Annotated in this window: 16 protein-coding genes; 9 read left to right on the top strand and 7 right to left on the bottom strand. The window is 53.8% G+C overall.

The genetic code is table 11. The features are described from left to right. The first annotated feature begins 2 nt into the window (after positions 1–2). From lptB to npr, 6 genes are all read left to right on the top strand, one after another. On the top strand, positions 3–728 hold the full coding sequence (gene lptB / locus BM323_RS11410) for an LPS export ABC transporter ATP-binding protein (RefSeq protein ID WP_008104371.1): 726 nt from the start codon (positions 3–5) through the stop codon (positions 726–728). A gap of 48 nt (positions 729–776) precedes the next feature. Further along, positions 777–2216 carry an RNA polymerase factor sigma-54 gene (gene rpoN, locus BM323_RS11405; RefSeq protein ID WP_008104373.1) on the top strand — a complete coding sequence of 480 codons (1440 nt, stop codon included), beginning with the start codon at positions 777–779 and terminating at the stop codon, positions 2214–2216. Positions 2217–2237: 21 nt separating this feature from the next. After that, entirely contained in the window at positions 2238–2525 is a 288-nt protein-coding gene (hpf, locus tag BM323_RS11400) for a ribosome hibernation promoting factor (protein ID WP_008104375.1), read from the top strand. Between the two features lie 160 nt (positions 2526–2685). Further along, on the top strand, positions 2686–3168 hold the full coding sequence (ptsN, locus tag BM323_RS11395) for a PTS IIA-like nitrogen regulatory protein PtsN (RefSeq protein ID WP_175501705.1): 483 nt from the start codon (positions 2686–2688) through the stop codon (positions 3166–3168). A 52-nt stretch (positions 3169–3220) separates the two neighbouring features. Beyond that, the gene (gene rapZ / locus BM323_RS11390) at positions 3221–4075 is read left to right on the top strand and encodes an RNase adapter RapZ (RefSeq protein WP_008104378.1); all 855 of its coding nucleotides are present in this window, start codon (positions 3221–3223) and stop codon (positions 4073–4075) included. Next, positions 4072–4344, top strand: a complete 273-nt coding sequence (gene npr, locus BM323_RS11385) for a PTS phosphocarrier protein NPr (RefSeq protein ID WP_008104379.1) — start codon at positions 4072–4074, stop codon at positions 4342–4344. The genes rapZ and npr overlap by 4 nt, the downstream gene beginning before the upstream one ends. 5 nt (positions 4345–4349) lie before the next feature. Here npr and mtgA read toward each other — a convergent pair whose 3' ends face one another. After that, positions 4350–5072 (bottom strand): monofunctional biosynthetic peptidoglycan transglycosylase, encoded by a 723-nt coding sequence (gene mtgA, locus BM323_RS11380; protein ID WP_008104381.1) that lies wholly within the window; start codon positions 5070–5072, stop codon positions 4350–4352. Positions 5073–5948: 876 nt separating this feature from the next. Beyond that, a complete protein-coding gene (gene arcB, locus BM323_RS11375) occupies positions 5949–8303 on the bottom strand; it encodes an aerobic respiration two-component sensor histidine kinase ArcB (RefSeq protein WP_008104386.1) in 2355 nt (784 codons plus the stop codon). Positions 8304–9205: 902 nt separating this feature from the next. Here arcB and BM323_RS11370 point away from each other — a divergent pair. Further along, positions 9206–14737 carry a glutamate synthase-related protein gene (locus BM323_RS11370; RefSeq protein WP_008104388.1) on the top strand — a complete coding sequence of 1844 codons (5532 nt, stop codon included), beginning with the start codon at positions 9206–9208 and terminating at the stop codon, positions 14735–14737. Between the two features lie 69 nt (positions 14738–14806). Next, on the top strand, positions 14807–16555 hold the full coding sequence (locus BM323_RS11365; RefSeq protein ID WP_008104389.1) for a sulfite reductase subunit alpha: 1749 nt from the start codon (positions 14807–14809) through the stop codon (positions 16553–16555). Between the two features lie 52 nt (positions 16556–16607). Here BM323_RS11365 and sspB read toward each other — a convergent pair whose 3' ends face one another. The 5 genes from sspB to zapE form a co-directional block, all read right to left on the bottom strand. Next, positions 16608–17096, bottom strand: coding sequence for a ClpXP protease specificity-enhancing factor (sspB, locus tag BM323_RS11360; protein WP_008104391.1), 489 nt, complete (start codon positions 17094–17096; stop codon positions 16608–16610). A gap of 3 nt (positions 17097–17099) precedes the next feature. Then, on the bottom strand, positions 17100–17741 hold the full coding sequence (gene sspA / locus BM323_RS11355) for a stringent starvation protein SspA (RefSeq protein WP_008104394.1): 642 nt from the start codon (positions 17739–17741) through the stop codon (positions 17100–17102). Between the two features lie 329 nt (positions 17742–18070). Further along, the gene (gene rpsI / locus BM323_RS11350; RefSeq protein WP_007886600.1) at positions 18071–18463 is read right to left on the bottom strand and encodes a 30S ribosomal protein S9; all 393 of its coding nucleotides are present in this window, start codon (positions 18461–18463) and stop codon (positions 18071–18073) included. Positions 18464–18478: 15 nt separating this feature from the next. Further along, positions 18479–18907 carry a 50S ribosomal protein L13 gene (rplM, locus tag BM323_RS11345; RefSeq protein WP_007886599.1) on the bottom strand — a complete coding sequence of 143 codons (429 nt, stop codon included), beginning with the start codon at positions 18905–18907 and terminating at the stop codon, positions 18479–18481. Between the two features lie 238 nt (positions 18908–19145). Beyond that, the gene (zapE, locus tag BM323_RS11340; protein ID WP_008104396.1) at positions 19146–20273 is read right to left on the bottom strand and encodes a cell division protein ZapE; all 1128 of its coding nucleotides are present in this window, start codon (positions 20271–20273) and stop codon (positions 19146–19148) included. 190 nt (positions 20274–20463) lie between these two features. Here zapE and zapG point away from each other — a divergent pair, with 190 nt between their 5' ends. Beyond that, positions 20464–20868, top strand: coding sequence for a Z-ring associated protein ZapG (gene zapG, locus BM323_RS11335; RefSeq protein ID WP_008104398.1), 405 nt, complete (start codon positions 20464–20466; stop codon positions 20866–20868). The last annotated feature ends 52 nt before the right edge of the window (positions 20869–20920 follow it).

Here is a 20920-nt window from a genome sequence, read left to right as displayed (position 1 = left end):
CTATGGCTACACTAATCGCTGAGAACCTGGCGAAAGCCTATAAAGGCCGCCGCGTGGTGGAAGATGTTAGCCTGCAGGTAAAATCCGGCGAGATTGTCGGCCTGCTGGGCCCAAACGGTGCCGGTAAAACCACCACCTTTTACATGGTGGTCGGAATTGTGCCGCGCGATGCGGGCCGCATCGTAATTGATGATGAAGACATCAGCATCTTGCCGCTGCATGCGCGCGCCCGTCGCGGCATCGGCTATTTGCCGCAGGAAGCCTCGATCTTCCGTCGCCTGAGCGTGTACGACAACCTGATGGCGGTGCTGCAGATCCGTGATGATCTGACAGAAGAGCAGCGTCAGGATCGTGCCAACGAGCTGATGGAAGAGTTCCATATCGGCCATCTGCGCGACAGCATGGGCCAGGCGCTGTCGGGTGGTGAACGCCGTCGTGTGGAAATTGCCCGCGCGCTGGCCGCTAATCCGAAATTCATCCTGCTGGATGAGCCTTTTGCCGGTGTTGACCCCATTTCGGTTATCGACATCAAGAAAATCATCGAGCATCTGCGTGACAGCGGCCTTGGCGTGCTGATTACCGACCACAACGTGCGTGAAACCCTCGCGGTGTGTGAACGCGCTTATATAGTTAGCCAGGGGCATTTAATTGCCCATGGCACGCCTGATGAAATTCTTGTAGATGAGCAGGTTAAGCGTGTTTATTTGGGCGAAGAGTTCAGACTCTGATAAGGTGTCGTAACACCCTACGTTTGCTTAGGAAATTCTAACCGAATTATGAAGCAAGGTTTGCAACTCAGGCTCAGCCAACAGCTGGCGATGACACCACAGTTGCAGCAAGCCATTCGCTTGCTGCAACTCTCTACGCTTGAACTCCAGCAAGAACTCCAACTGGCGCTGGAAAGCAATCCGCTGCTTGAACAAACCGATCTGCACGAAGAAGTCGACGCGCGCGAATTTCAGGAACAAGAGAGTGATTCACTAGACACGCGTGAAGCTCTTGAACAGAAAGACATGCCTGAAGATCTCCCGCTCGACGCCACCTGGGACGAAATCTACACTGCGGGCACGCCGTCAGGCACCGGCACCGATTACCAGGAGGACGAACTGCCAATCTATCAGGGCGAAACCACGCAATCGCTGCAGGATTACCTGATGTGGCAAGTTGAGTTAACGCCGTTCACTGATACCGATCGCGCCATCGCTACATCCATTGTGGATGCCATTGACGACACCGGCTATCTCACCGTCAGCTTACAAGATATTTATGACAGTATTGGCGATGAAGAGCTGACGCTAGAAGAAGTTGAAGCCGTGCTCAAACGCGTGCAGCGTTTCGATCCGGTCGGCGTTGGTGCGCGTGATTTGCGTGATTGCCTGTTAGTACAGCTTTCGCAATATGATGCCGCCACGCCCATGCTGGCGGAAGCGCGCCTGATTGTGAGCGAACATCTTGATCTGCTGGCCAACCATGATTTCCGCAGCCTGATGCGCGTAACGCGTCTGAAGGAAGAGGTGCTGAAAGAGGCGATGTTGCTGATTCAGTCACTCGATCCGCGCCCTGGCCAGTCAATCAATACCAGCGAACCGGAATATGTCATTCCCGATGTGCTGGTGCGCAAAATCAGCAAGCGCTGGACGGTTGAACTGAATTCCGACAGCATGCCGCGCCTGAAAATCAATCAGCAGTATGCTGCGATGGGCGGAGCTGGCCGTAACGAAAGCGATAATCAGTTTATTCGTAGCAATTTACAGGAAGCCAAGTGGCTAATTAAGAGCCTGGAGAGCCGTAACGACACGCTGCTGAAAGTGACACGCTGTATCGTTGAACAGCAGCAGGCGTTTTTTGAGCAGGGTGAGGAGTACATGCGTCCGATGGTGCTGGCGGATATCGCTCAGGCTGTTGATATGCACGAATCCACTATTTCCCGCGTGACCACGCAAAAGTATTTACACAGCCCGCGTGGCATCTTTGAACTGAAGTATTTTTTCTCCAGTCACGTCAACACCGAAGGCGGTGGCGAAGCCTCGTCCACGGCGATTCGTGCATTAGTGAAAAAATTGATCTCGGCGGAAAACCCCGCAAAACCCTTGAGCGACAGCAAACTGACCTCCATGTTATCCGAACAGGGCATCATGGTAGCGCGACGTACGGTTGCTAAATATCGCGAGTCTTTATCTATACCGCCATCAAACCAGCGTAAACAGCTGGTTTGACCGAACGAAGAAGGAAGACCTATGCAGCTAAACCTTACCGGCCTTAATGTTGAGATTACCGAACCTCTGCGTGAATTTGTAAATACCAAATTTGCCAAACTGGAACACTATTTTGATCGCATCAATCAGGTTTATATTGTTCTGAAGGTAGAGAAGGTGACGCAGATTGCGGATGCAACACTGCACGTCAACGGCGGGGAGCTGCACGCCACATCGGAAGCGGAAGACATGTACGCGGCCATCGACGGGTTAATCGACAAGCTTTCCCGTCAGCTGACCAAACACAAAGACAAACTGAAAAAACACTAACCTTCACGCTTGCAGAGTGCTGACTGATTCGGCACTTAGAGCATAAATGGGGCGGATATTACCGCCCCGTTTTGTCATCTGCGCAAGCGCCAGCGGGCGAACGGCAATGAAATCAATCGCCTGAACCTCGCGGCTATGTGAACTCGCAAGTGAAACGATGATGAACAACGATCTAACACTGGAATTGAGCTCGGTCCTTTCACTGGACTGTACCCGTAGCGGCGTACACTGCCAGAGTAAAAAACGCGCGCTGGAAATTATCAGCGAGCTGGCAGCGAAGCAGCTCAATCTGCCGCACCAGACGCTTTTCGAAGCCATCCTGACCCGCGAACGTATGGGCAGTACCGGTATTGGCAACGGCATCGCCATTCCACATGGCAAGCTGGAGGAGGACACCTTACGCGCTGTCGGCGTGTTTATCAGCCTCGATCAGCCTATCGCTTTTGATGCGGTAGACAATCAGCCGGTTGACCTGCTGTTTGCCCTGCTGGTACCTGCGGACCAGTGTAAAACCCACTTGCATACGCTTTCGCTGGTTGCCAAACGTCTGGCGGATAAAACCGTCTGTCGTCGTTTGCGTGCGGCACAGAGCGACGAAGAGCTCTACGCCATTATCACAGAAGCTCAGGAAGCACACTCTTAAGCGAGAAACACTTTTACCGGCCTGTTCGCCGGTTTAAAACGGGAGAAATGTGATGGTGCTGATGATCGTTAGCGGTCGGTCAGGCTCAGGAAAATCAGTCGCGCTGCGTGCCCTTGAAGATATGGGCTTCTACTGTGTCGACAACTTGCCGGTGGTATTGCTACCGGAGCTGGCGAATACCTTAACCGAACGCAATATCTCTGCGGCGGTCAGCATTGACGTGCGCAACATGCCGGAATCACCGGAAGTCTTTGAGGCCGCGCTCAACAATCTGCCGGATACCTTCTCGCCGCAGCTGCTGTTTCTCGATACCGATCGCAACACGCTGATTCGCCGCTACAGCGATACGCGTCGCCTGCATCCGCTCTCCAGCAAAAATCTGTCGCTGGAGAGTGCTATCGATGAAGAGAACGATCTGCTGGAGCCGCTGCGCTCACGCGCCGATCTAATTATCGATACGTCCGAGATGTCGGTTCATGAATTGGCGGAGATGCTGCGCACGCGCCTGCTGGGCAAACGCGAGCGTGAACTGACCATGGTGTTTGAGTCATTTGGCTTCAAACACGGCATTCCAATCGACGCTGATTATGTCTTCGATGTGCGTTTCCTGCCGAATCCGCACTGGGATCCTAAGCTGCGTCCGATGACCGGCCTGGATCGTCCAGTTGCCGCCTTCCTCGATCGTCACACCGAAGTGCACAACTTTATCTATCAAACGCGCAGCTATCTGGAACTGTGGCTGCCGATGCTGGAAACCAATAACCGCAGCTATCTCACCGTCGCCATCGGCTGTACTGGCGGGAAGCATCGTTCAGTGTATATCGCTGAACAACTGGCGGATTATTTCCGTTCACGCGGTAAAAACGTGCAGTCTCGTCATCGCACTCTGGAAAAACGCAAATCATGACCGTGAAGCAAACCGTTGAGATTCGTAACAAGCTGGGCATGCACGCGCGCCCAGCAATGAAGCTGTTCGAGCTGGTGCAGAGTTTTGATGCTGAAGTGTTGCTGCGTAACGAATCGGGCACCGAAGCCGAAGCCAGCAGCGTGATTGCGCTGCTGATGCTCGACTCAGCGAAAGGCGGCCATATTGAGATTGAAGCCAGCGGCCCGCAGGAAGAGCAGGCGCTGGCAGCGGTTATAGAACTGTTTGAAGCGGGCTTTGACGAAGATTAAGCCTTTCAGTGCAGCTTGTAGCGATTGAGGAAACCCTCGCCGCCCAACTGGCGCATCTGCCGCAGAATCCACTGCTGCCGCTGCCGTGTGTAGCCTGAAGGCGCATCGGCGCGGAAACGGATCGGATTGGGCAGCACTGCTGCCAGTAACGCCGCTTCAGACATCGTCAGGCGGCTAGCGGGTTTATGAAAATAGCGCTGTGAAGCTTCTTCCACACCAAACACGCCGTCGCCAAATTCTGCGATATTGAGATAAACCGTCAGGATACGCCGCTTAGTCCACACGGTTTCGATTCCCACCGTTAATCCTGCTTCCAGCCCTTTACGCAACCAGCTGCGACCATCCCACAGAAACAGGTTTTTCGCCGTCTGCTGTGAAAGGGTTGAAGCACCGCGCATGCGTTCATTGCCATCGTTATCCAGCACTGACTGGATGGCATCGACATCAAAGCCCCAATGCTCGGGAAACTTTTGATCCTCAGAAGCGATAACTGCTAATGCCATCCACGGCGAGATTTCGTCCATGCCGACCCAATCCGAGTGCGCCACATAATCAAAGCGCCCAGTAAACCAGGCGCTGATTTGCCGTTCCACCATCACCGCCGAGAACGGTACCGGTAAAAAAGCAAACAGCAAAATGCCCGCTAACCATATGCCAAGCCAGGCCAGTAGCGCTTTAGCAATCAGCACTTTAATACGTTTTCCCAGTGTTCCTTTACTCTTGCTCATGCAATTTTCTCTTACCTGTTCCCTGTATTAATCAATCACCCAAGTCACGATAGCGAATACCAACGATTAACCACTAAATTTTATCCTCAGACTGGTTAAGACGTCTGGAAAATTGTTGCCATCGCAATCAGTGTTCCTCTATTAGAGCCAATCACATCAAGCACTTCCGCCAAAAAGGAATCGGTTCCATAGCGATCAATAGATCAAATGCTGCATGCATGAACACTTAACTGAATGTGATATCGCTCACGTAAATTCTTTCATGATACTTAACTATCAATTTTATTGTTGTTCGAACTTGTTCATTGATAACAGAGACCATTCTGAAAAATGCGCCCAAATCTGTCTGATCCTGCATGCATTCGACCTCACGGATGGTAAAGCGATTTACCGCACGTTTGGTTTACATTATTCAATAAACTATAAACTGGAACTTTCCGTTTAAGGTTTCCAAAACGTTTTGGATAACCCGCCGAAAAATCTGTTTTTATCTATCAATATCAGAGTGTTAATCTTACTTAACCTCAATTTTTTGTCAGAATCAGATTTTCCATGCTTGTGTCAGGCTTTTCCTGCCGGTCACTGCAGCAAAACCAGGCAAAAAGCAGAACATTTGGTCAAAAAAAGTGCAATATGGCAAAGAAATTAATTCCTTGCTTGACTGTGTCAGCAAATTAATGTTTTCTGTATTTAATCGCTGCTCAACATCACACAATTTAATGAATCTTGTCGCAAGCATTGGCGAATTTGTTAAGGTGATTTTGAAGCGTTAACCAATACCGAACTGTTGCTTTCTTATTCGATTTCTAATAATAGCAGCAGTACCCATTTCCCTGGTGTTGGCGCAGTATTCGCGCACCCCAGTTTCGACTGGGGTCATTTTTTTCTAACGTCCTGTGATTTTTCCCGCTCTGCTACCCATTCACGTAACACGTTCACGTCTTTGAGCCATTCCTGTTTTAATTCGTCAACCCACTCTTGCACGTTGTCCCACCACGCTGGCAATTCTGGCGACTGAATCTGTTTCGCTAACTGCTGCAAATGCAGTAAGCCAACCGAACCTGCTGCACCTTTGATCTTGTGCCCTTCTTCAGCTATGCCTTTTTGATCGCGTGCCATCATGTTGGAATCCAGCACGTCGAGGTAACCCGGCATCATCTGCTCAAACATGGTGAGGCTTTGGGTAATCAATCCTGGGCCAACCAGCTCAATGTATTGCTCCAACATCGCCACATCTAACAGCGTGCGTGACTGCTCGTCTGATGACTCGACGGCTATCTCTTCCTGCTCAGGTTGATAATCCCAGAACTTCTTGATCACCGCCGTCAGCGCTGGCACGGCAAGCGGCTTGCTCAACACATCATCCATGCCGGCATCGAGATACTCTTTTTTGTCTTTCAGCACGTTGGCGGTCAATGCCACCAGCGGCGGCAGCGCCACATCGGCATAACGCTGATGGATGGCACGCGACACGTCGAGGCCGGTCATATCCGGTAGCTGAATGTCGAGCAGCACCAGATCGAACTCCTGCGGATCAAACATCGCCAGCGCGTCCGTTCCGGTCATCGCGACGTCGACGCTGCAGCCCAGCTTCTCCAGCACCGACCGCGCCACGATGACGTTGAGCTCGATATCTTCCACCAGCAACACGTGCAGCGCCGGCAACGGCATGCTGTCATCCAGATTATCGTCTTCTACTTCCTCAGCGACGCGTGGCGCGTTGATCTCGACGGTAAAGCAGGAACCCTGCCCCGCGACGCTACTGACGCTGATATCGCCGCCCATCGCCTGTGCCAGACGACGCGAAACCGCTAAACCGATGCCGGTACCCGTCGCCGGTTTGCCGCCATGTTGATCTTTCACCTGGTAATACATCGCGAAGATCTTATCCTGCTCTTCCTGCGGAATGCCCATGCCGGAATCCTGCACTTCAAAGTGCAGCGTTTCATCCTGACGATAGGCGACGCGCACCACAATCTCGCCCTGCTGGGTAAATTTCACGGCGTTGCCAATCAGGTTCCACAGAATCTGACGCAAGCGCGTACCATCCGCCGAGATTTTATGCGGCAGCGGCAACTCTGGCGCCATAACAAACTTCAGCCCTTTTGGCTGCGCCAGCAGGCCAGAGAGATTTTCCAGATCGGCGAGGAAGCCGGTGAAATCAAGCGGCTGATTATCCAGCTGCACTTTACGGCGCTCGATTTTGTCCACTTCGATCACGTCATTGAAGATGTTGCCCAGCGTGATGGCTGAAACGTGGATGGTTTTGAGGTACTTGAGTTGCTCCTGATTGAGATCGGTATCCAGCAGGATGCGGCTCAGCCCAACGATGCCATTCAGCGGCGTACGCAGCTCGTGGCTGATAGTAGAAATAAAGGTGGTCTTCTCACGGCTGGCGTTCTCCAGCGCGTCCTGATAGCGCTTACGCTCAGTAATATCGCGGCCAAAGCCCATCAGGCCACTGCGTTTACCCACGCGATCGTAATAGGGCACTTTACGGATTTCGAAACAGGCTTTGCGCCCGTCGGGATATTGCAGCCACTGTTCGTACGTCAGCGATACATTGTGGCGGAATACCTTCTCATCAGTTTCCAGCACTTTGGTAGCGGCTTCGTCATCGTAGATATCGCGCGGAGTCAGGCCAATCAACTGCTTTTCGCTCATGCCGGTTAGCAGTTCCATGGCGCGGTTACAACCGGAGAACTGCTTATCAATGTTGCGGTAGAATACCAAATCCGGTGATGCATCCAGGAAAGAGCGCAGGAAGGAGGATTGCTGTTCCAGCTCGATTTGCGCCTGCTCGCGTCGTGCCATCTCTTCGCGCAGCTTATCCATCACCTGCTCACGCGCCTGCTCAGCTTTAATACGATCGTTAATTTCCTGATTAAGCTGGGTGATGGTCTCCTTCATCTGCTGATTAAGCTCGAGATCGCGCGTACGCATCTCTTCCAGCTTATCCACCAGTTTTGATAGGCGTTGGCGCGACTCTTCCAGCTGATCGACCACCACCGAGAGGAAATAGACTGCCCAGGGCGTAATTAACAGACCGAAGAAGATGGAGCGGACAACGTCGATGCTTTCCACATGTCCGCGCAACACCATGGTGACGGCCATCTGCACCACCATCGCCAGTACGACCAGCGCCGAGGCTAACAGTAGCGAAAAACGCACCAGGCCGAGTTTGACCATCAAATCAACGTAGTACTGCGCTAAAAGACGAATCTGTTTCATTACGAGCTCCCTGAACGAAATCTGGCTCATGATAGCGTAATTATCGCTGCGCTGCCCCGCTTCACCCTGCCATAACACGCGGGTTATGCCCTGTAATGGTGCATCGCAGCGCGATTTCGCCGACGTTCCCTTCTATATGCGCAAAGCGCTTGACTAATTCTGCCAACTGAATAATCTGGAGGGCCGCGCTTTTGCGGGCCTTATCTCAACATCCTGTGCTAATCAGCACCCTGGCAGCCATTTTTCCTGATGGTTGCACCTCTTTATTGCATACCCATTCAACTTAAGTGATTTTTTAAGCACGCCTCGCGTGATTAATTTTACTAATGGCAGCCCCATTTTGATTCAAATATGACGCCATAAGAAAAACAGATACATGCTGTGTATCAACTGCCCCCAACAGAATTAAATGCTGTTATAACCCTTCCTGCCAGCATTGTTTGGATATTAGAGGGCTGGGTCACAGTGAGACGGCTCACACTTCCTGGGGGAATGCGCAGCGGGAGATTGACATAAATTTACGCAATAAAACCTTAATAATCATTTAATTAAGTGGCGAAAAAGCCAATTACCCGCAACAAAGCTGGCTATTTGACCTGAGTTCGCTTTCCCGATAAGTTGGAATTCCACTGGAAGCTTTCCTGGTGGGCCTGTGTCTCGGCATATCTATGCAGCAAGAAGCCTCCCTCTGGATGCAAGCTATCTCCCGAAAGAGACCGGAATAAAAAGAGCAGCTCATTAAGGACGTGACAACAGTGTCTTGAGAGCCTTTGCTCGGTGCTGCGACGCCCGCTCTTTACTGAGCGGCACAAGAATTGATACCGCCGCGTTGGCTCTAAATGCCACGCTGCGGTACGCGAAATAATGCAGGTAATGTCAAAAGAAGTTTAAGGAGACTCTCAATGTCCACGCAAAAACCGAATCCCTATGGTTTGTATGACCCATCAGCCGGAAGTGATAGCTGTGGTGTAGGTTTCATTACCCGTAAGGACGGCGAGCAGACTCATGAGATTCTGCGGATGGCCCATAGCGCGCTATGCACAGTCCCGCATCGTGGCGGCATGTCTGCCGAAGGCGTGGGCGATGGCGCGGGTGTAAACGTCGATCTCTCCCTGAACTTCTTCCGCAAGGTTACCGGTCTGGCGCTGGAAGCCGGCCGTTTCGGCGTGGGTAACTTCTTTGTGCCAAAAGATGCAGAGCTGCGAGCCAACGCTGAGCGTTTGGTTGAAGAAACGCTGGCGGCGCATAACTTCCCGATCTTAGTGAAACGCGATATGCCGCTGGACGGCAGCGTGACGCGCCCGGCCGCCCTGCAATTCCAGCTGCCGATTGTGCAGTGGATATTTGCCGCGCCGCAGGAAGTGACTGAACAACTCGAATTCGAGCGCCAGATTTATCGCGCGTTGCTGGATATCGAAGCACGCGCCTTTACCGAAAGCGAATTCGGCGGCCTCTATCCGCTGTCGCTCTCTTCGCGCACGCAGGTATTTAAAGCACGCCTGAACTCCAACGAAGTGATCCCATACTTCAAAGATTTGACCGATGCGGACCATCAGGTGCGCGGGCTGTTTTTCCACACCCGCTTCTCGACCAACACCGATCCGCATACCACCATGGCGCAACCGTTCCGCTTAATGGCGCACAACGGCGAGCTGAACACCGATCGTAAAAATCGCATTGCTGAAGCGGCACTGATGCTGGCGCGCGGTAAAAAAATCGTGCGTCCAAAAGGTCAGTCAGACAGCTCACGTCTCGACCAGAGCATCCACAGCCGTTTGATGGAAGATAATCTCGACCTGATCAACGCCGTGGTTTCGATGATGCCGCCGGCGTGGGAGAACGATACGTCACTCTCAAACGAAGTGCGCGCCATGCTCGAGTACTTCTCTTTATATGAAGAGAAGAACGATGGCCCAGCTGCGCTGATCTTCGGTAACGGTGAAGTGATCGGCGCGCGTCTTGACCGCCTCGGCCTCCGTCCACTGCGTTCCGTTGAAACTGCGGAATACATCGGTGCGATGTCTGAAGCAGGCCAGATCGCCTTCCCACCGGAAAGCGTACTGCGTCGTGGCCGTATCGAAGCGGGCGGCATGCTCTATTACGATCACAAAGAGAAACGCTCTTACACCACGGTTGAAGCGCTGGAAAAACTGGCGGCTGAAAAAGATTACCTGTCGCTGCTGGGCAAAGCGCGTATCGATCTCGCCGACTTGCCGGAAATTCAGGCGGAGCAGCTTGGTTCGCCGCTGCGTTATCGTGGTGACCTCAAAACCTATCAACGTTTTGTCGCCTACTACTACAACCAGGAAAGCTTCAAATTCATGATGGACCCGATGCTGCAAACCGGCGCTGAGAAGATCTCAGCAATGGGTTACGGCAACGCCATCAATGGCCTGTCCGACCACGAAGGCGGCATGGCGCACTACTTCTCACAACGATTTGCGCAAGTCACTAACCCGCCGCTCGATTCGATTCGTGAAGCGGACGGCATGACGCTGCGTGTTGCCTTGGGTGCGAAACCGCATCTCGGCCGCAGCAAAGGTCAGCAAATCATAGTTCCGACGCCAATCCTGACGCACCTCGACATGCTGCGCCTGCGCGAGCAAACCGTCGCACCTTATGCGCGCTTCGAGATGCTGTATGAGCCAGTCGTTGGCAAAGATATCGTCAGCCGTGCGGCCAACGCCAACGCGCTGGAAAAAGCCATTGATGACTTAGCTCAGCAGGTGGTGGATTTCGCACGCCAGCAAGGCGGCATCGCGGTGATCACCGATCGTCATATCTCCTCAACCCACGCAGCGATTCCGATGCTGCTGATGGTGTCGGCGATCAACCAGCGCTTAGTGCAGGAAGGTCTGCGTCTGGATGTTTCGCTGGTAGTCGAAAGTGGTCAAAGCATCTCTTCACACCACATCGCGGCGACGCTGGGCTTCGGTGCTTCTGCCGTTTACCCACTCGGCGTGCAGATGCGTGCGGAAGAGAAATTTGGTGAAGGCGAAGAAGGCAACAAAGCCTTTAAACGCTATGCCAAAGCAGCCGAAAAAGCGCTGATGAAAACCATGGGTAAAGTCGGCCTGTGTACGGTTGAGAGCTACAGCTGCGGCGAGTTCTTCGAGCCGAACTTCCTGAATACCGACGATCCGGTATTGAAGAAATATTTCCCGAATATCAAAACTCCTGTCGGCGGCGCAGGCTTCCCGGCGATCGCTCAGATGGCAGTTGACTGGCACCAGAGCTCGTTGAAAATTCAGGGCGAAGCGGAAGTACCGTTGCTCGGCCTGTTCAAAGAGCGTGCTGAAGGCGCGGGACACTCGTACGGTACCATCGCGGTACGTACCTTTATCGATATGACGGAACAGCCGATTCGCTTTGCTAATAAAGAGCGCGAAGAGGACAACTTTATTCGTTTGATGACGTTGGCCAAACTGGATAACGCATTCAACATCAAAGCAGAAGCCTTTAAAGACAGCAGCTTTGAGCGCATCCCGAATGATGTAATCGACACCTTTGCCATCACGCCAGATTACCGTCAGTTCTCCGGCCTGATGCATGCCGAGCGTAAACGTCGTCCAGCGGCGCTGCGCGACATCCTTGCGCTGCCGTGCGATTTGACCCACGTTGATAGCGAAGCCGAATTCGGCCGCAAACTGGGCCGCTACTCGCTGGTGAACAACGGCTTCGCTACGCGAGGCCTGAAGTGTGAAGCGGTGAACGGCAGCCTGAACCAGTTTGAGCTGCGTCTGATCGATGCGATTGCTGGCCTGAAACCAGAGAACGAGCGCCTGGAAGCGCTGGTGCGTGCGCTGAAAACCCGTTTCACCGACGATATCGAAAGCAGCAGCGTGGCGGATGGCGTACTGCACATCACCGCTTACGGCAAAGCCGCTGATTATCTGTCGCTGATCTTCACCGCGCTGCCATCGCTGCCGCTGGAAGAGATTCAACCGGCACATGAAATCACGCGTACCTTTGCTTCCGGTGCGATGAGCCACGGTGCGCTGGTTGCGCCTGCGCATGAAGCTGTCGCACACGGTACCAACATGGTTGGCGGCATGAGTAACTGCGGTGAAGGTGGCGAGCACTATTCACGTCACGGCACCATCCGTGCGTCACGTATCAAGCAGTTGGCATCGGGTCGTTTCGGCGTGTGGGCGGCTTATCTTGCTGATCCAATGCTGGAAGAGCTGGAGATCAAAATCGGTCAGGGCGCGAAGCCCGGTGAAGGCGGTCAGTTGCCGGCACCGAAAGTGACCGTTGAAATTGCCGCCGCGCGTGGCGGTACGCCGGGCGTCGAGCTGGTTTCACCGCCGCCGCACCACGACACTTACTCCATCGAAGATTTGGCTCAGTTGATCCACGACTGTAAAGCCGCGCGCGTGCGCGTCATCGTCAAGCTGGTTTCATCTGAAGGTATCGGCACCATCGCCGTCGGCGTGGCGAAAGCCGGCGCGGATGTGATTAACGTCGCGGGTAACACCGGCGGCACCGGCGCGGCTTCCGTTACCAGCCTTAAATACACCGGCCGCGTCGCGGAGATCGGTATCGCTGAAGTGCATCAGGCGCTGTGTGCTAACGGCCTGCGCGACAAAGTGCAGCTGCGCTGCTCCGGCGCGCAGCAGACCGGCAGCGATGTGATCAAATCTGCCCTGCTCGGTGGCGACAGCTTCGAGTTCGGCACCACCGCGCTGATGATGTTGAAATGCGTGATGGCGAAAAACTGTAACGTCAAATGCCCGGCCGGTTTAACCACCAACGCTGAAGCCTTTGATGGTGATCCGCGTCAGCTGGCGCAGTACTTCATCAACGTGGCGCAGGAAGTGCGTGAGTTCCTCGCCCGCCTCGGCTTGCGTTCATTACGTGAAGCGCGCGGCCGTTCGGATCTTCTGCACTTGATGGATCACCCGCTGGAAGTCGGCAAACTGGATCTGCGCGCTATGTTGACCGTGGTGCCAGAGCAGAAAATTGCTAAGCCGGTGTATCTGGAAAAAGACTTTGAATTGGATGATGGCTGGGTTAACGAGCTGAAAACGCAGCTGGTTGGCGCGGCAAGCCGTGAAATCGCGCTGGGCGCGGGCATCACCCTGAACAACCGTAACAAGAGCGTGGGCGGTCAACTGGCGATCGATATCGAGCGCATGCTGAACCATGAATTACCTAAAGATCAACTGGCAGCATTGCCGGCGGTCATGAAAGACGATCGCGGTCGTCATTATCTGGCACCGCGTAGCGTGCTGATTAATACCAGCGGTTCTGCCGGCCAGTCGTTCGGCGCGTTCTGCAACGACGGCATGCAAATGAAGCATTACGGCACCTGCAACGACGGTGTCGGTAAAGGCCAATGCGGCGGCGAATTGGTGGTGATGTCACCAGGCGGCGGCGCACAAGACAGCGATGGCAACGTGTTGATCGGTAACTTCGCGCTGTTTGGCGCGACCGGCGGTCGTCTGTTTGTTCAGGGCCAGGCGGGTGACCGCTTCGCCGTGCGTAACTCCGGCGCAACCGCGGTAGTTGAAGGCGTGGGTGACTTCTGCTGCGAATACATGACCAACGGCGCCATTCTTAACCTTGGCACCTTTGGTAAAGGCTTCGGCAACGGCATGAGCGGCGGTTTCGCTTACCAGTACGACCCGTATGGATCGCTGGCTGCGCATGCGGCAGGTGATTCAGTGCTGTTTGGCTCCATCGCCGATGATGATGAAATGGCGCAGGTGCACAAGCAAGCGGTGCTGACCATGCTTAACTGGCATCTGGAAGCAACCCAATCGCCACGCGCGGCCTGGCTGCTGGATAACTGGGAAACCGAGTGTCATCACTTTGTGTATGTGATGCCGCGTTCACTGCTGCTGTATCAGGATGGCACCGAAATCCTCAAAGCCAAATCACGTAAAGACTTGCTTGAAGAGCTGTCAACGTCGCTGGCTGCGCATCAGGTGACGAAGTTCAAATCGGCCTGGCGTGACGGTAAAACCATTGCCAACGGCGCGGTTCCGGCTTACGGCGCGACAGATACGCTGGAGATGTTTGTTCTGCTGAACAATTACACCGTTCTCAGCCTCGCGCAGCAGCTGGCTCTGGGCAAACTGCCGAAAGGCACGGCGGTGGAAGATCCGGCGGTGGAAAAAGCGGTACGCAATCTGCTGATGACCGAAGATTTCACCTTGATAAGCCGTCTGCAACGTCATGCACGCTCGGCGATTGAGAGCTACAGCGATGACGAACTGGCAAGCCTGATCGCCGCTAAACGTATGGCGGATTACAAAGCGGCGTTAACGCAGCGCAACATTCGCTCCATGGACAGCCTGGCGACTTACGGCTGGATCATTTATCAGGATGCCTGCAACCGCGAAGTGCTTGGCCATCTGCCTGATTTTGAAGAGCTGTTTGCGCGTGCTGCACTACCAGAAATCGCTGCTGCGGTCGGGAAACTTTCCTGATTGCAGTGCTAATGAACATGTGTAATTTAGTCTTTATATTTTGATTGAACAGGATTGAGTGCCTTACCGATGAAAATTCCTTACATTCCTGAAGATGCACCGTTTAACGGTGAGCAGAAATACTGGCTGGCGGGCTTCCTCGCCGGTCTCCATTCGCGCCTGCTGGTATTAGAAGACAAGCAGAGCGCACCGGCTGCGGGTGCAAACACCCAGCTGCATATCCTGTTCGGTTCACAGACCGGTAACGCTGAAGCGTTGTCGCAAACGGCTGCTAAAGCCGCACGCGCCAAAGGTTTAGTGCCAGTGGTGCAGGCGCTGGGCGAAGTGGATCTGGATGTGTTCGCTACCATGCGTCACGTGCTGATCGTCACCTCGACTTACGGCGAAGGCGAAATGCCGGATAACGCTCAGCTGTTCTGGAACGCGATTTCAGCCAGCACCGCGCCACGTCTGGAGCAGATGCATTTTGCGGTATTGGCGATTGGCGACACCGGCTACGACGGTTTCTGCCAGGCAGGTAAATTCATCGATATGCGTCTGGAGCAGCTCGGTGCGAAACGCGTCGCCGATCGTATCGACTGCGATATCGACTTCGAAGAGCCATCCAGCGAATGGATTGGCACGGCAATGCCGCAATTCGCCGCCAGTGCGGGCAGCAGCGGTAATGCATTAGAAAGCGCGCCAGAAGCACCTGTCATTCCGGGCAGCAATAAGCAAAACCCTTACGCGGCCGCATTGGCGACCAATAAGCGCCTGTCGGCTGAAGAGTCGGCGAAAGATATTCGTCACTTTGAGTTTGATCTCACCGACAGCGGTCTGAAATATGAAGCGGGCGATGCGCTGGGTGTGATCCCGGTGAACGACGCGTCACTGGTTTCACTGCTGCTGACTCAGCTGAAAGCCGATTACGAAACGCCGGTACCTGGCTTTGACCGTAACCTTGGCGATCTGCTGACTTATCAGTTCGAAATTTCGGAGCCGTCACGCAAACTGATTGAATGGGTTGGTCAGAACACCACCAACCAGGAATTGCGTCACGTGTTGCAGCACGACGACAAAGATACCCTTGCCGTTTGGCTGTGGGGCAAAGACACGCTGGATCTGCTGCAGCTTGAGCTGACGCGCAGCTTGTCGGTGCCGGAATTCGTTGCCATGCTGCGTCCACTGCAGCATCGCGCTTACTCCATCTCGTCGAGCTCGAAAGCGCATCCAAATCAGGTACATCTGACCATCGCTTCCGTGCGCTACCACAGCGGTGGCCGCGAGCGTAAAGGCGTGTGCTCAACTTATCTGGCTGAACGTGTACGTCGCGGCGAAAAGCCGGCGATCTTCATCTCGCCGAACAAAGCATTCCGCGTACCGTCAAACGGCAATGCACCGCTGATCATGGTTGGACCTGGCACCGGTATCGCACCGTTCCGCGCCTTCCTGCAGGAACGTCAGGCAACGGGCGCAGAAGGTAAAAACTGGCTGTTCTTCGGTGACCAGCATCAGGCACACGATTACATCTACGAAGAAGAGCTGCAGGCATGGCAGGAGAAAGGTCTGCTGACTAATCTGGATCTGGCCTTCTCGCGCGATCAGGAAGAGAAGATCTACGTGCAAAATCGCATGCTGGAGAAAGGCGCTGAGCTGTACGCCTGGCTGCAGGATGGCGCGTACTTCTACGTGTGTGGCGATGCATCACGCATGGCAAAAGATGTTGATGCCGCGCTGTATGAAGTGGTTCGTCAGTTCGGTGGCTTGTCCAGCGAGCGTGCGGCGGCTTACGTTGATCAGCTGAAGAAAGATAAACGCTACTTGCGCGACGTCTACTAAGACGCGCAGGTATAAAAAAACGGGCCAATCGGCCCGTTTTTTATTGCACGTTTTACTTCACCACACGCAGTGAAGGTCGTCCGCCACGCGGCGGGGGCTCATCATCTGGCGAGTGATCGTCGTCAGTCGCATCATCCGGACGATCGCCATCAATCACAGACATCATCGTCTCTTCCTGACCGCTACCATCCTGATCGTCCGTTGCCAGCTCATAAGCCGGTTCCGGTTCGAACATAGTGCCAGCGCCGTTTTCACGGGCATAAATCGCCAGAACCGCAGCCATCGGCACAGAAACCTGACGGGGTACGCCACCGAAACGCGCGTTGAAGCGCACTTCATCATTGGCGAGATCCAGATTACCTACCGCACGCGGCGCGATGTTCAGAACGATCTGCCCATCACGCGCATATTCCAGCGGCACCTGCACACCAGGCAGATTGATGTCGACCACCAGATGCGGCGTCAACTGATTATCAAGCAACCAGTCGTAGAACGCCCGCAACAGGTAAGGACGACGCGCCGTTAGTTGCGACATTTCCATACATTAGCCCCGAGCTTGCAGGCGCATTTCACGTTCTGCTTCCGTCAGTGACGCAAGGAAAGAGTCACGTTCAAACACGCGCGTCATATAGCCTTTCAGCTCTTTTGAACCCGCGCCAGACAGATCAACACCCATCTGCGGCAAGCGCCACAGCAGCGGCGCCAGATAGCAATCCACCAGGCTGAACTCTTCGCTCATGAAGAACGGCGTGCGTGCGAACAGTGGCGCAATCGCCAGCAGCTCTTCACGCAGTTGCTTGCGCGCTGCGTCGGCTTCTGCACCGTTGGCGGTTTCGATGGTGCGCATCAGGCTGTACCAATCCTGCTCAATGCGGTGCATCATCAGACGGCTTTCACCGCGCGCGACCGGATAAACCGGCATCAGCGGTGGATGCGGGAAACGCTCATCGAGGTATTCCATGATGATGCGTGATTCATACAGCGTCAGTTCACGGTCGACCAGCGTCGGTACGGTGCGATACGGGTTGAGGTCAATCAGATCCTGCGGCAGGTTATCCGTTTCAACCTGCTCGATCTCCACGCTGACGCCCTTCTCAGCCAGTACGATACGTACTTGATGGCTGAAAATGTCAGTCGGACCAGAAAACAGCGTCATTACCGAACGTTTGTTGGCAGCGACAGCCATGAAAACCTCCAAGTTTGTTCACAAAAAGATACTGCGAATAGCCAACCACGCGGCGACTCACCGGCTCATCAGATTCGCCTACCGTCAGCGTTAGTCGCATCGTCCGGTCTTCCCGACAGGAACGACAAGCACAACGCTGCGTCTCGCAGGCGCAAAGTGACAGTGAGTTTACCAGATTTTAAGCAGCTTGTGGGGCGGGCGTGATGATTTGCGGGCAAAATGCGGGTAAAGCTCGCGTTTTTCGTGGGAAAAAATCATAAATGCAGACAATAAAAAACCCGCCGAAGCGGGTTTTTTGAGCCAACTGCCGCTGCCGAAGCAGCAAACAATTAACGCTTGGAGAACTGCGGACGACGACGTGCTTTACGCAGGCCGACTTTCTTACGTTCAACTTCACGCGCATCACGGGTAACGAAGCCCGCTTTACGCAGTTCAGAACGCAGAGACTCGTCGTACTCCATCAGAGCGCGTGTGATACCGTGACGGATCGCACCAGCCTGACCAGAAATACCACCACCTTTAACAGTGATGTACAGGTCAAATTTACCAACCATATCAACCAGCTCCAGCGGCTGACGCACGACCATGCGTGCAGTCTCGCGACCGAAGTATTGCTCCAAAGAGCGCTGGTTAATTACGATGTTACCGCTACCCGGCTTGATGAAGACGCGAGCGGCAGAGCTTTTGCGGCGACCAGTGCCGTAGTTTTGAGTTTCAGCCATTGCCTATAATCCCGATTAAATGTCAAGAACTTGCGGTTGCTGCGCCGCGTGGTTGTGCTCGTTGCCTGCGTAAACTTTCAGTTTACGGTACATAGCACGACCCAGTGGGCCTTTCGGCAGCATGCCTTTAACCGCGATTTCAATCACACGCTCAGGACGGCGCTCGATCATCTCTGCAAAGGTCGCTTGCTTGATACCACCGATGTGGCCAGTGTGGTGATAGTAAATCTTGTCAGTACGCTTGTTGCCGGTTACAGCAACTTTTTCTGCGTTCAGAACGATGATGTAATCACCGGTATCAACGTGCGGAGTGTATTCCGCTTTGTGCTTACCACGCAGACGGCGCGCCAGTTCAGTCGCCAGGCGACCCAAGGTTTTGCCCGTTGCGTCAACAACATACCAGTCACGCTGTACGGTTTCTGGTTTAGCTGTAAAAGTTTTCATTGAAAAGCTTACCCAAATAAAAAGTTACACGTTGGTGAAATCCCAAACGCTAAGTAAACGATTGAGGCTCACACGACCATTTTGCCCAGCAAGCCACCCCTTCAAGTGAGTTACCGGATCACATCGAGTTCTTGGGAAAGAAAACCGATGCTGTAACGTGGGGTCGCAAGATTATAGAGAAGTCGAACTCAAAGATCGAACCTTTTTGCATCTAAAACCTACGATTTATGCCACGTCATCAGGGCAGATGCGGCAGACGCAAATACTCTTCGCTCTGCATCTCCTGCAAACGCGACAAGCAGCGCTGATACTCAAACTTCAAGCGTGTGCCCTGATAAATTTCAAACAGTGATGTTTCAGCCGCGACAACCAGTTTCACGTGGCGCTCGTAGAACTCATCGATCAGCGCCAGGAAGCGGCGCGCCTGATCTTCGGTCTTATAAATCATCACCGGCACATCATACAGCAAGACGCTATGAAAACGGCGCGAGAGCTCAATATAGTCGTGCTGACTGCGCCCTTCGCCGCACAGCGTCAGGAAATTGATCGCCAGCACGCCTTCATGCACACCGAGCGTCGGCATCTGGCGATGGTTGATCTCCAGCACCGGCGCGTCTTCACGCGCTTTGCCTGACAGCGCGCGGAACATGCGCTCCATTTCACTGTGCGTGGCATCGTTGAGCGGGAAGTTCCACAAATGCGCTGAGGTTAAGGTGCGCAAGCGGTAATCGATACCGGCATCCACGTTCATCACGTCACAATGACGCTTGATTTGTTCGATGGCAGGCAGGAAACGCGGGCGCTGCAGACCATTGCGATAGAGCTCATCCGGCGGAATGTTCGAGGTTGCCACCAGCGAAATGCCGCGCGCAAAAAGTGCTTCCATCAGCGTGCCCAGCAGCATCGCATCGGTAATATCCGAGACAAAAAACTCATCGAAACAGAGAATGTCGGTTTCTGCTTTAAAGCGATCGGCAACAATCAACAACGGATCGCTGTGGCCTTGCAGCTGCGTCAGTTCCTGATGGACACGCAGCATAAAGCGGTGGAAATGCAGGCGCAGCTTACGATCACCAGGAATTGACTGAAAAAACAGATCCATCACCCAGGTTTTACCGCGTCCCACACCGCCCCACATATAAAGGCCGCGCACGGGCGCTTCGTGGGTGCTTTTCTCTTTATTGATCATCTTAGACAAGCGGCCAAACAGACCTTTGGCAGCCGGTTCAACCTGTTGCTGGCGGGCAATCAATCCTTGCTGGATGGTATCTAAGCGGGTAATCGCTTCTCGTTGTACGTCATCCGGGCGGAATTCGCCCTGCGACAGCGCCTGCTCGTAGCGTGCAAGCGGAGATGAGGTTTGCATGGTTCTCTCAGAATCCCTGAAAAAGTCCGATTCACGGGTCGGTTGACGAAAATTAGGCCGCTCTACACTAAGCGATGCAGCCCGATAGTTCCACTTCCAATAGATTATTGGGTATAGTGGCTGCTATTGAAGTTGATGTTGCAACAGAAGCAATGCCCTACGAAACAACGGAAATTACACGGGAGTCATTATGACCTGGGAATACGGGCTGATTGGTTTAGTGATTGGCATTATTGTCGGCGCAGTCGTCATGCGTTTTGGCAACAAGAAGCTGCGCGAGCAGCGTAGCATGCAGTATGAACTGGAAAAAACGAAGTCGGAGCTGGCGGATTACCGCGAGGAGCTCACTAACCACTTCGCCCGCAGCGCCGAGCTGCTGGACAACATGGCGCATGATTATCGCCAGCTGTATCAGCACATGGCGAAAGGTTCTAACGACCTGCTGCCAAACCTGCCAGGCGAGAAAAACCCGTTTGCCTACCAGCTAACGGAAGCCGAAGCGGATAACGATCAGGCGCCGGTACAGATGCCGCGCGATTACTCTGAAGGCGCATCCGGCCTGTTACGTGGCAGCGACCGCGCACCGCGTAATTAATCCTTTTGGGGCACAGCTTGGCTGTGCCCTTTTTGTTTTCGAACACAAACCA

The sequence above is a fragment of the Pantoea sp. YR525 genome, assembly GCF_900116775.1.
In the GTDB taxonomy this organism is placed as follows: Bacteria; Pseudomonadota; Gammaproteobacteria; order Enterobacterales; family Enterobacteriaceae; genus Pantoea; species Pantoea symbiotica.
The sequence above is the reverse complement of the archived record's forward strand: the minus strand, read 5'-3'. Positions and strand labels throughout refer to the sequence as shown.

Excerpts from the sequence above, each read along its gene's own strand:
- lptB (WP_008104371.1), top strand. The coding sequence starts at position 3 with ATGGCTACACTAATCGCTGAGAACCTGGCGAAAGCCTATAAAGGCCGC.
- rpoN (WP_008104373.1), top strand. The coding sequence starts at position 777 with ATGAAGCAAGGTTTGCAACTCAGGCTCAGCCAACAGCTGGCGATGACA.
- hpf (WP_008104375.1), top strand. The coding sequence starts at position 2,238 with ATGCAGCTAAACCTTACCGGCCTTAATGTTGAGATTACCGAACCTCTG.
- ptsN (WP_175501705.1), top strand. The coding sequence starts at position 2,686 with ATGAACAACGATCTAACACTGGAATTGAGCTCGGTCCTTTCACTGGAC.
- rapZ (WP_008104378.1), top strand. The coding sequence starts at position 3,221 with ATGGTGCTGATGATCGTTAGCGGTCGGTCAGGCTCAGGAAAATCAGTC.
- npr (WP_008104379.1), top strand. The coding sequence starts at position 4,072 with ATGACCGTGAAGCAAACCGTTGAGATTCGTAACAAGCTGGGCATGCAC.
- mtgA (WP_008104381.1), bottom strand. The coding sequence starts at position 5,072 with ATGAGCAAGAGTAAAGGAACACTGGGAAAACGTATTAAAGTGCTGATT.
- arcB (WP_008104386.1), bottom strand. The coding sequence starts at position 8,303 with ATGAAACAGATTCGTCTTTTAGCGCAGTACTACGTTGATTTGATGGTC.
- BM323_RS11370 (WP_008104388.1), top strand. The coding sequence starts at position 9,206 with ATGTCCACGCAAAAACCGAATCCCTATGGTTTGTATGACCCATCAGCC.
- BM323_RS11365 (WP_008104389.1), top strand. The coding sequence starts at position 14,807 with ATGAAAATTCCTTACATTCCTGAAGATGCACCGTTTAACGGTGAGCAG.
- sspB (WP_008104391.1), bottom strand. The coding sequence starts at position 17,096 with ATGGAAATGTCGCAACTAACGGCGCGTCGTCCTTACCTGTTGCGGGCG.
- sspA (WP_008104394.1), bottom strand. The coding sequence starts at position 17,741 with ATGGCTGTCGCTGCCAACAAACGTTCGGTAATGACGCTGTTTTCTGGT.
- rpsI (WP_007886600.1), bottom strand. The coding sequence starts at position 18,463 with ATGGCTGAAACTCAAAACTACGGCACTGGTCGCCGCAAAAGCTCTGCC.
- rplM (WP_007886599.1), bottom strand. The coding sequence starts at position 18,907 with ATGAAAACTTTTACAGCTAAACCAGAAACCGTACAGCGTGACTGGTAT.
- zapE (WP_008104396.1), bottom strand. The coding sequence starts at position 20,273 with ATGCAAACCTCATCTCCGCTTGCACGCTACGAGCAGGCGCTGTCGCAG.
- zapG (WP_008104398.1), top strand. The coding sequence starts at position 20,464 with ATGACCTGGGAATACGGGCTGATTGGTTTAGTGATTGGCATTATTGTC.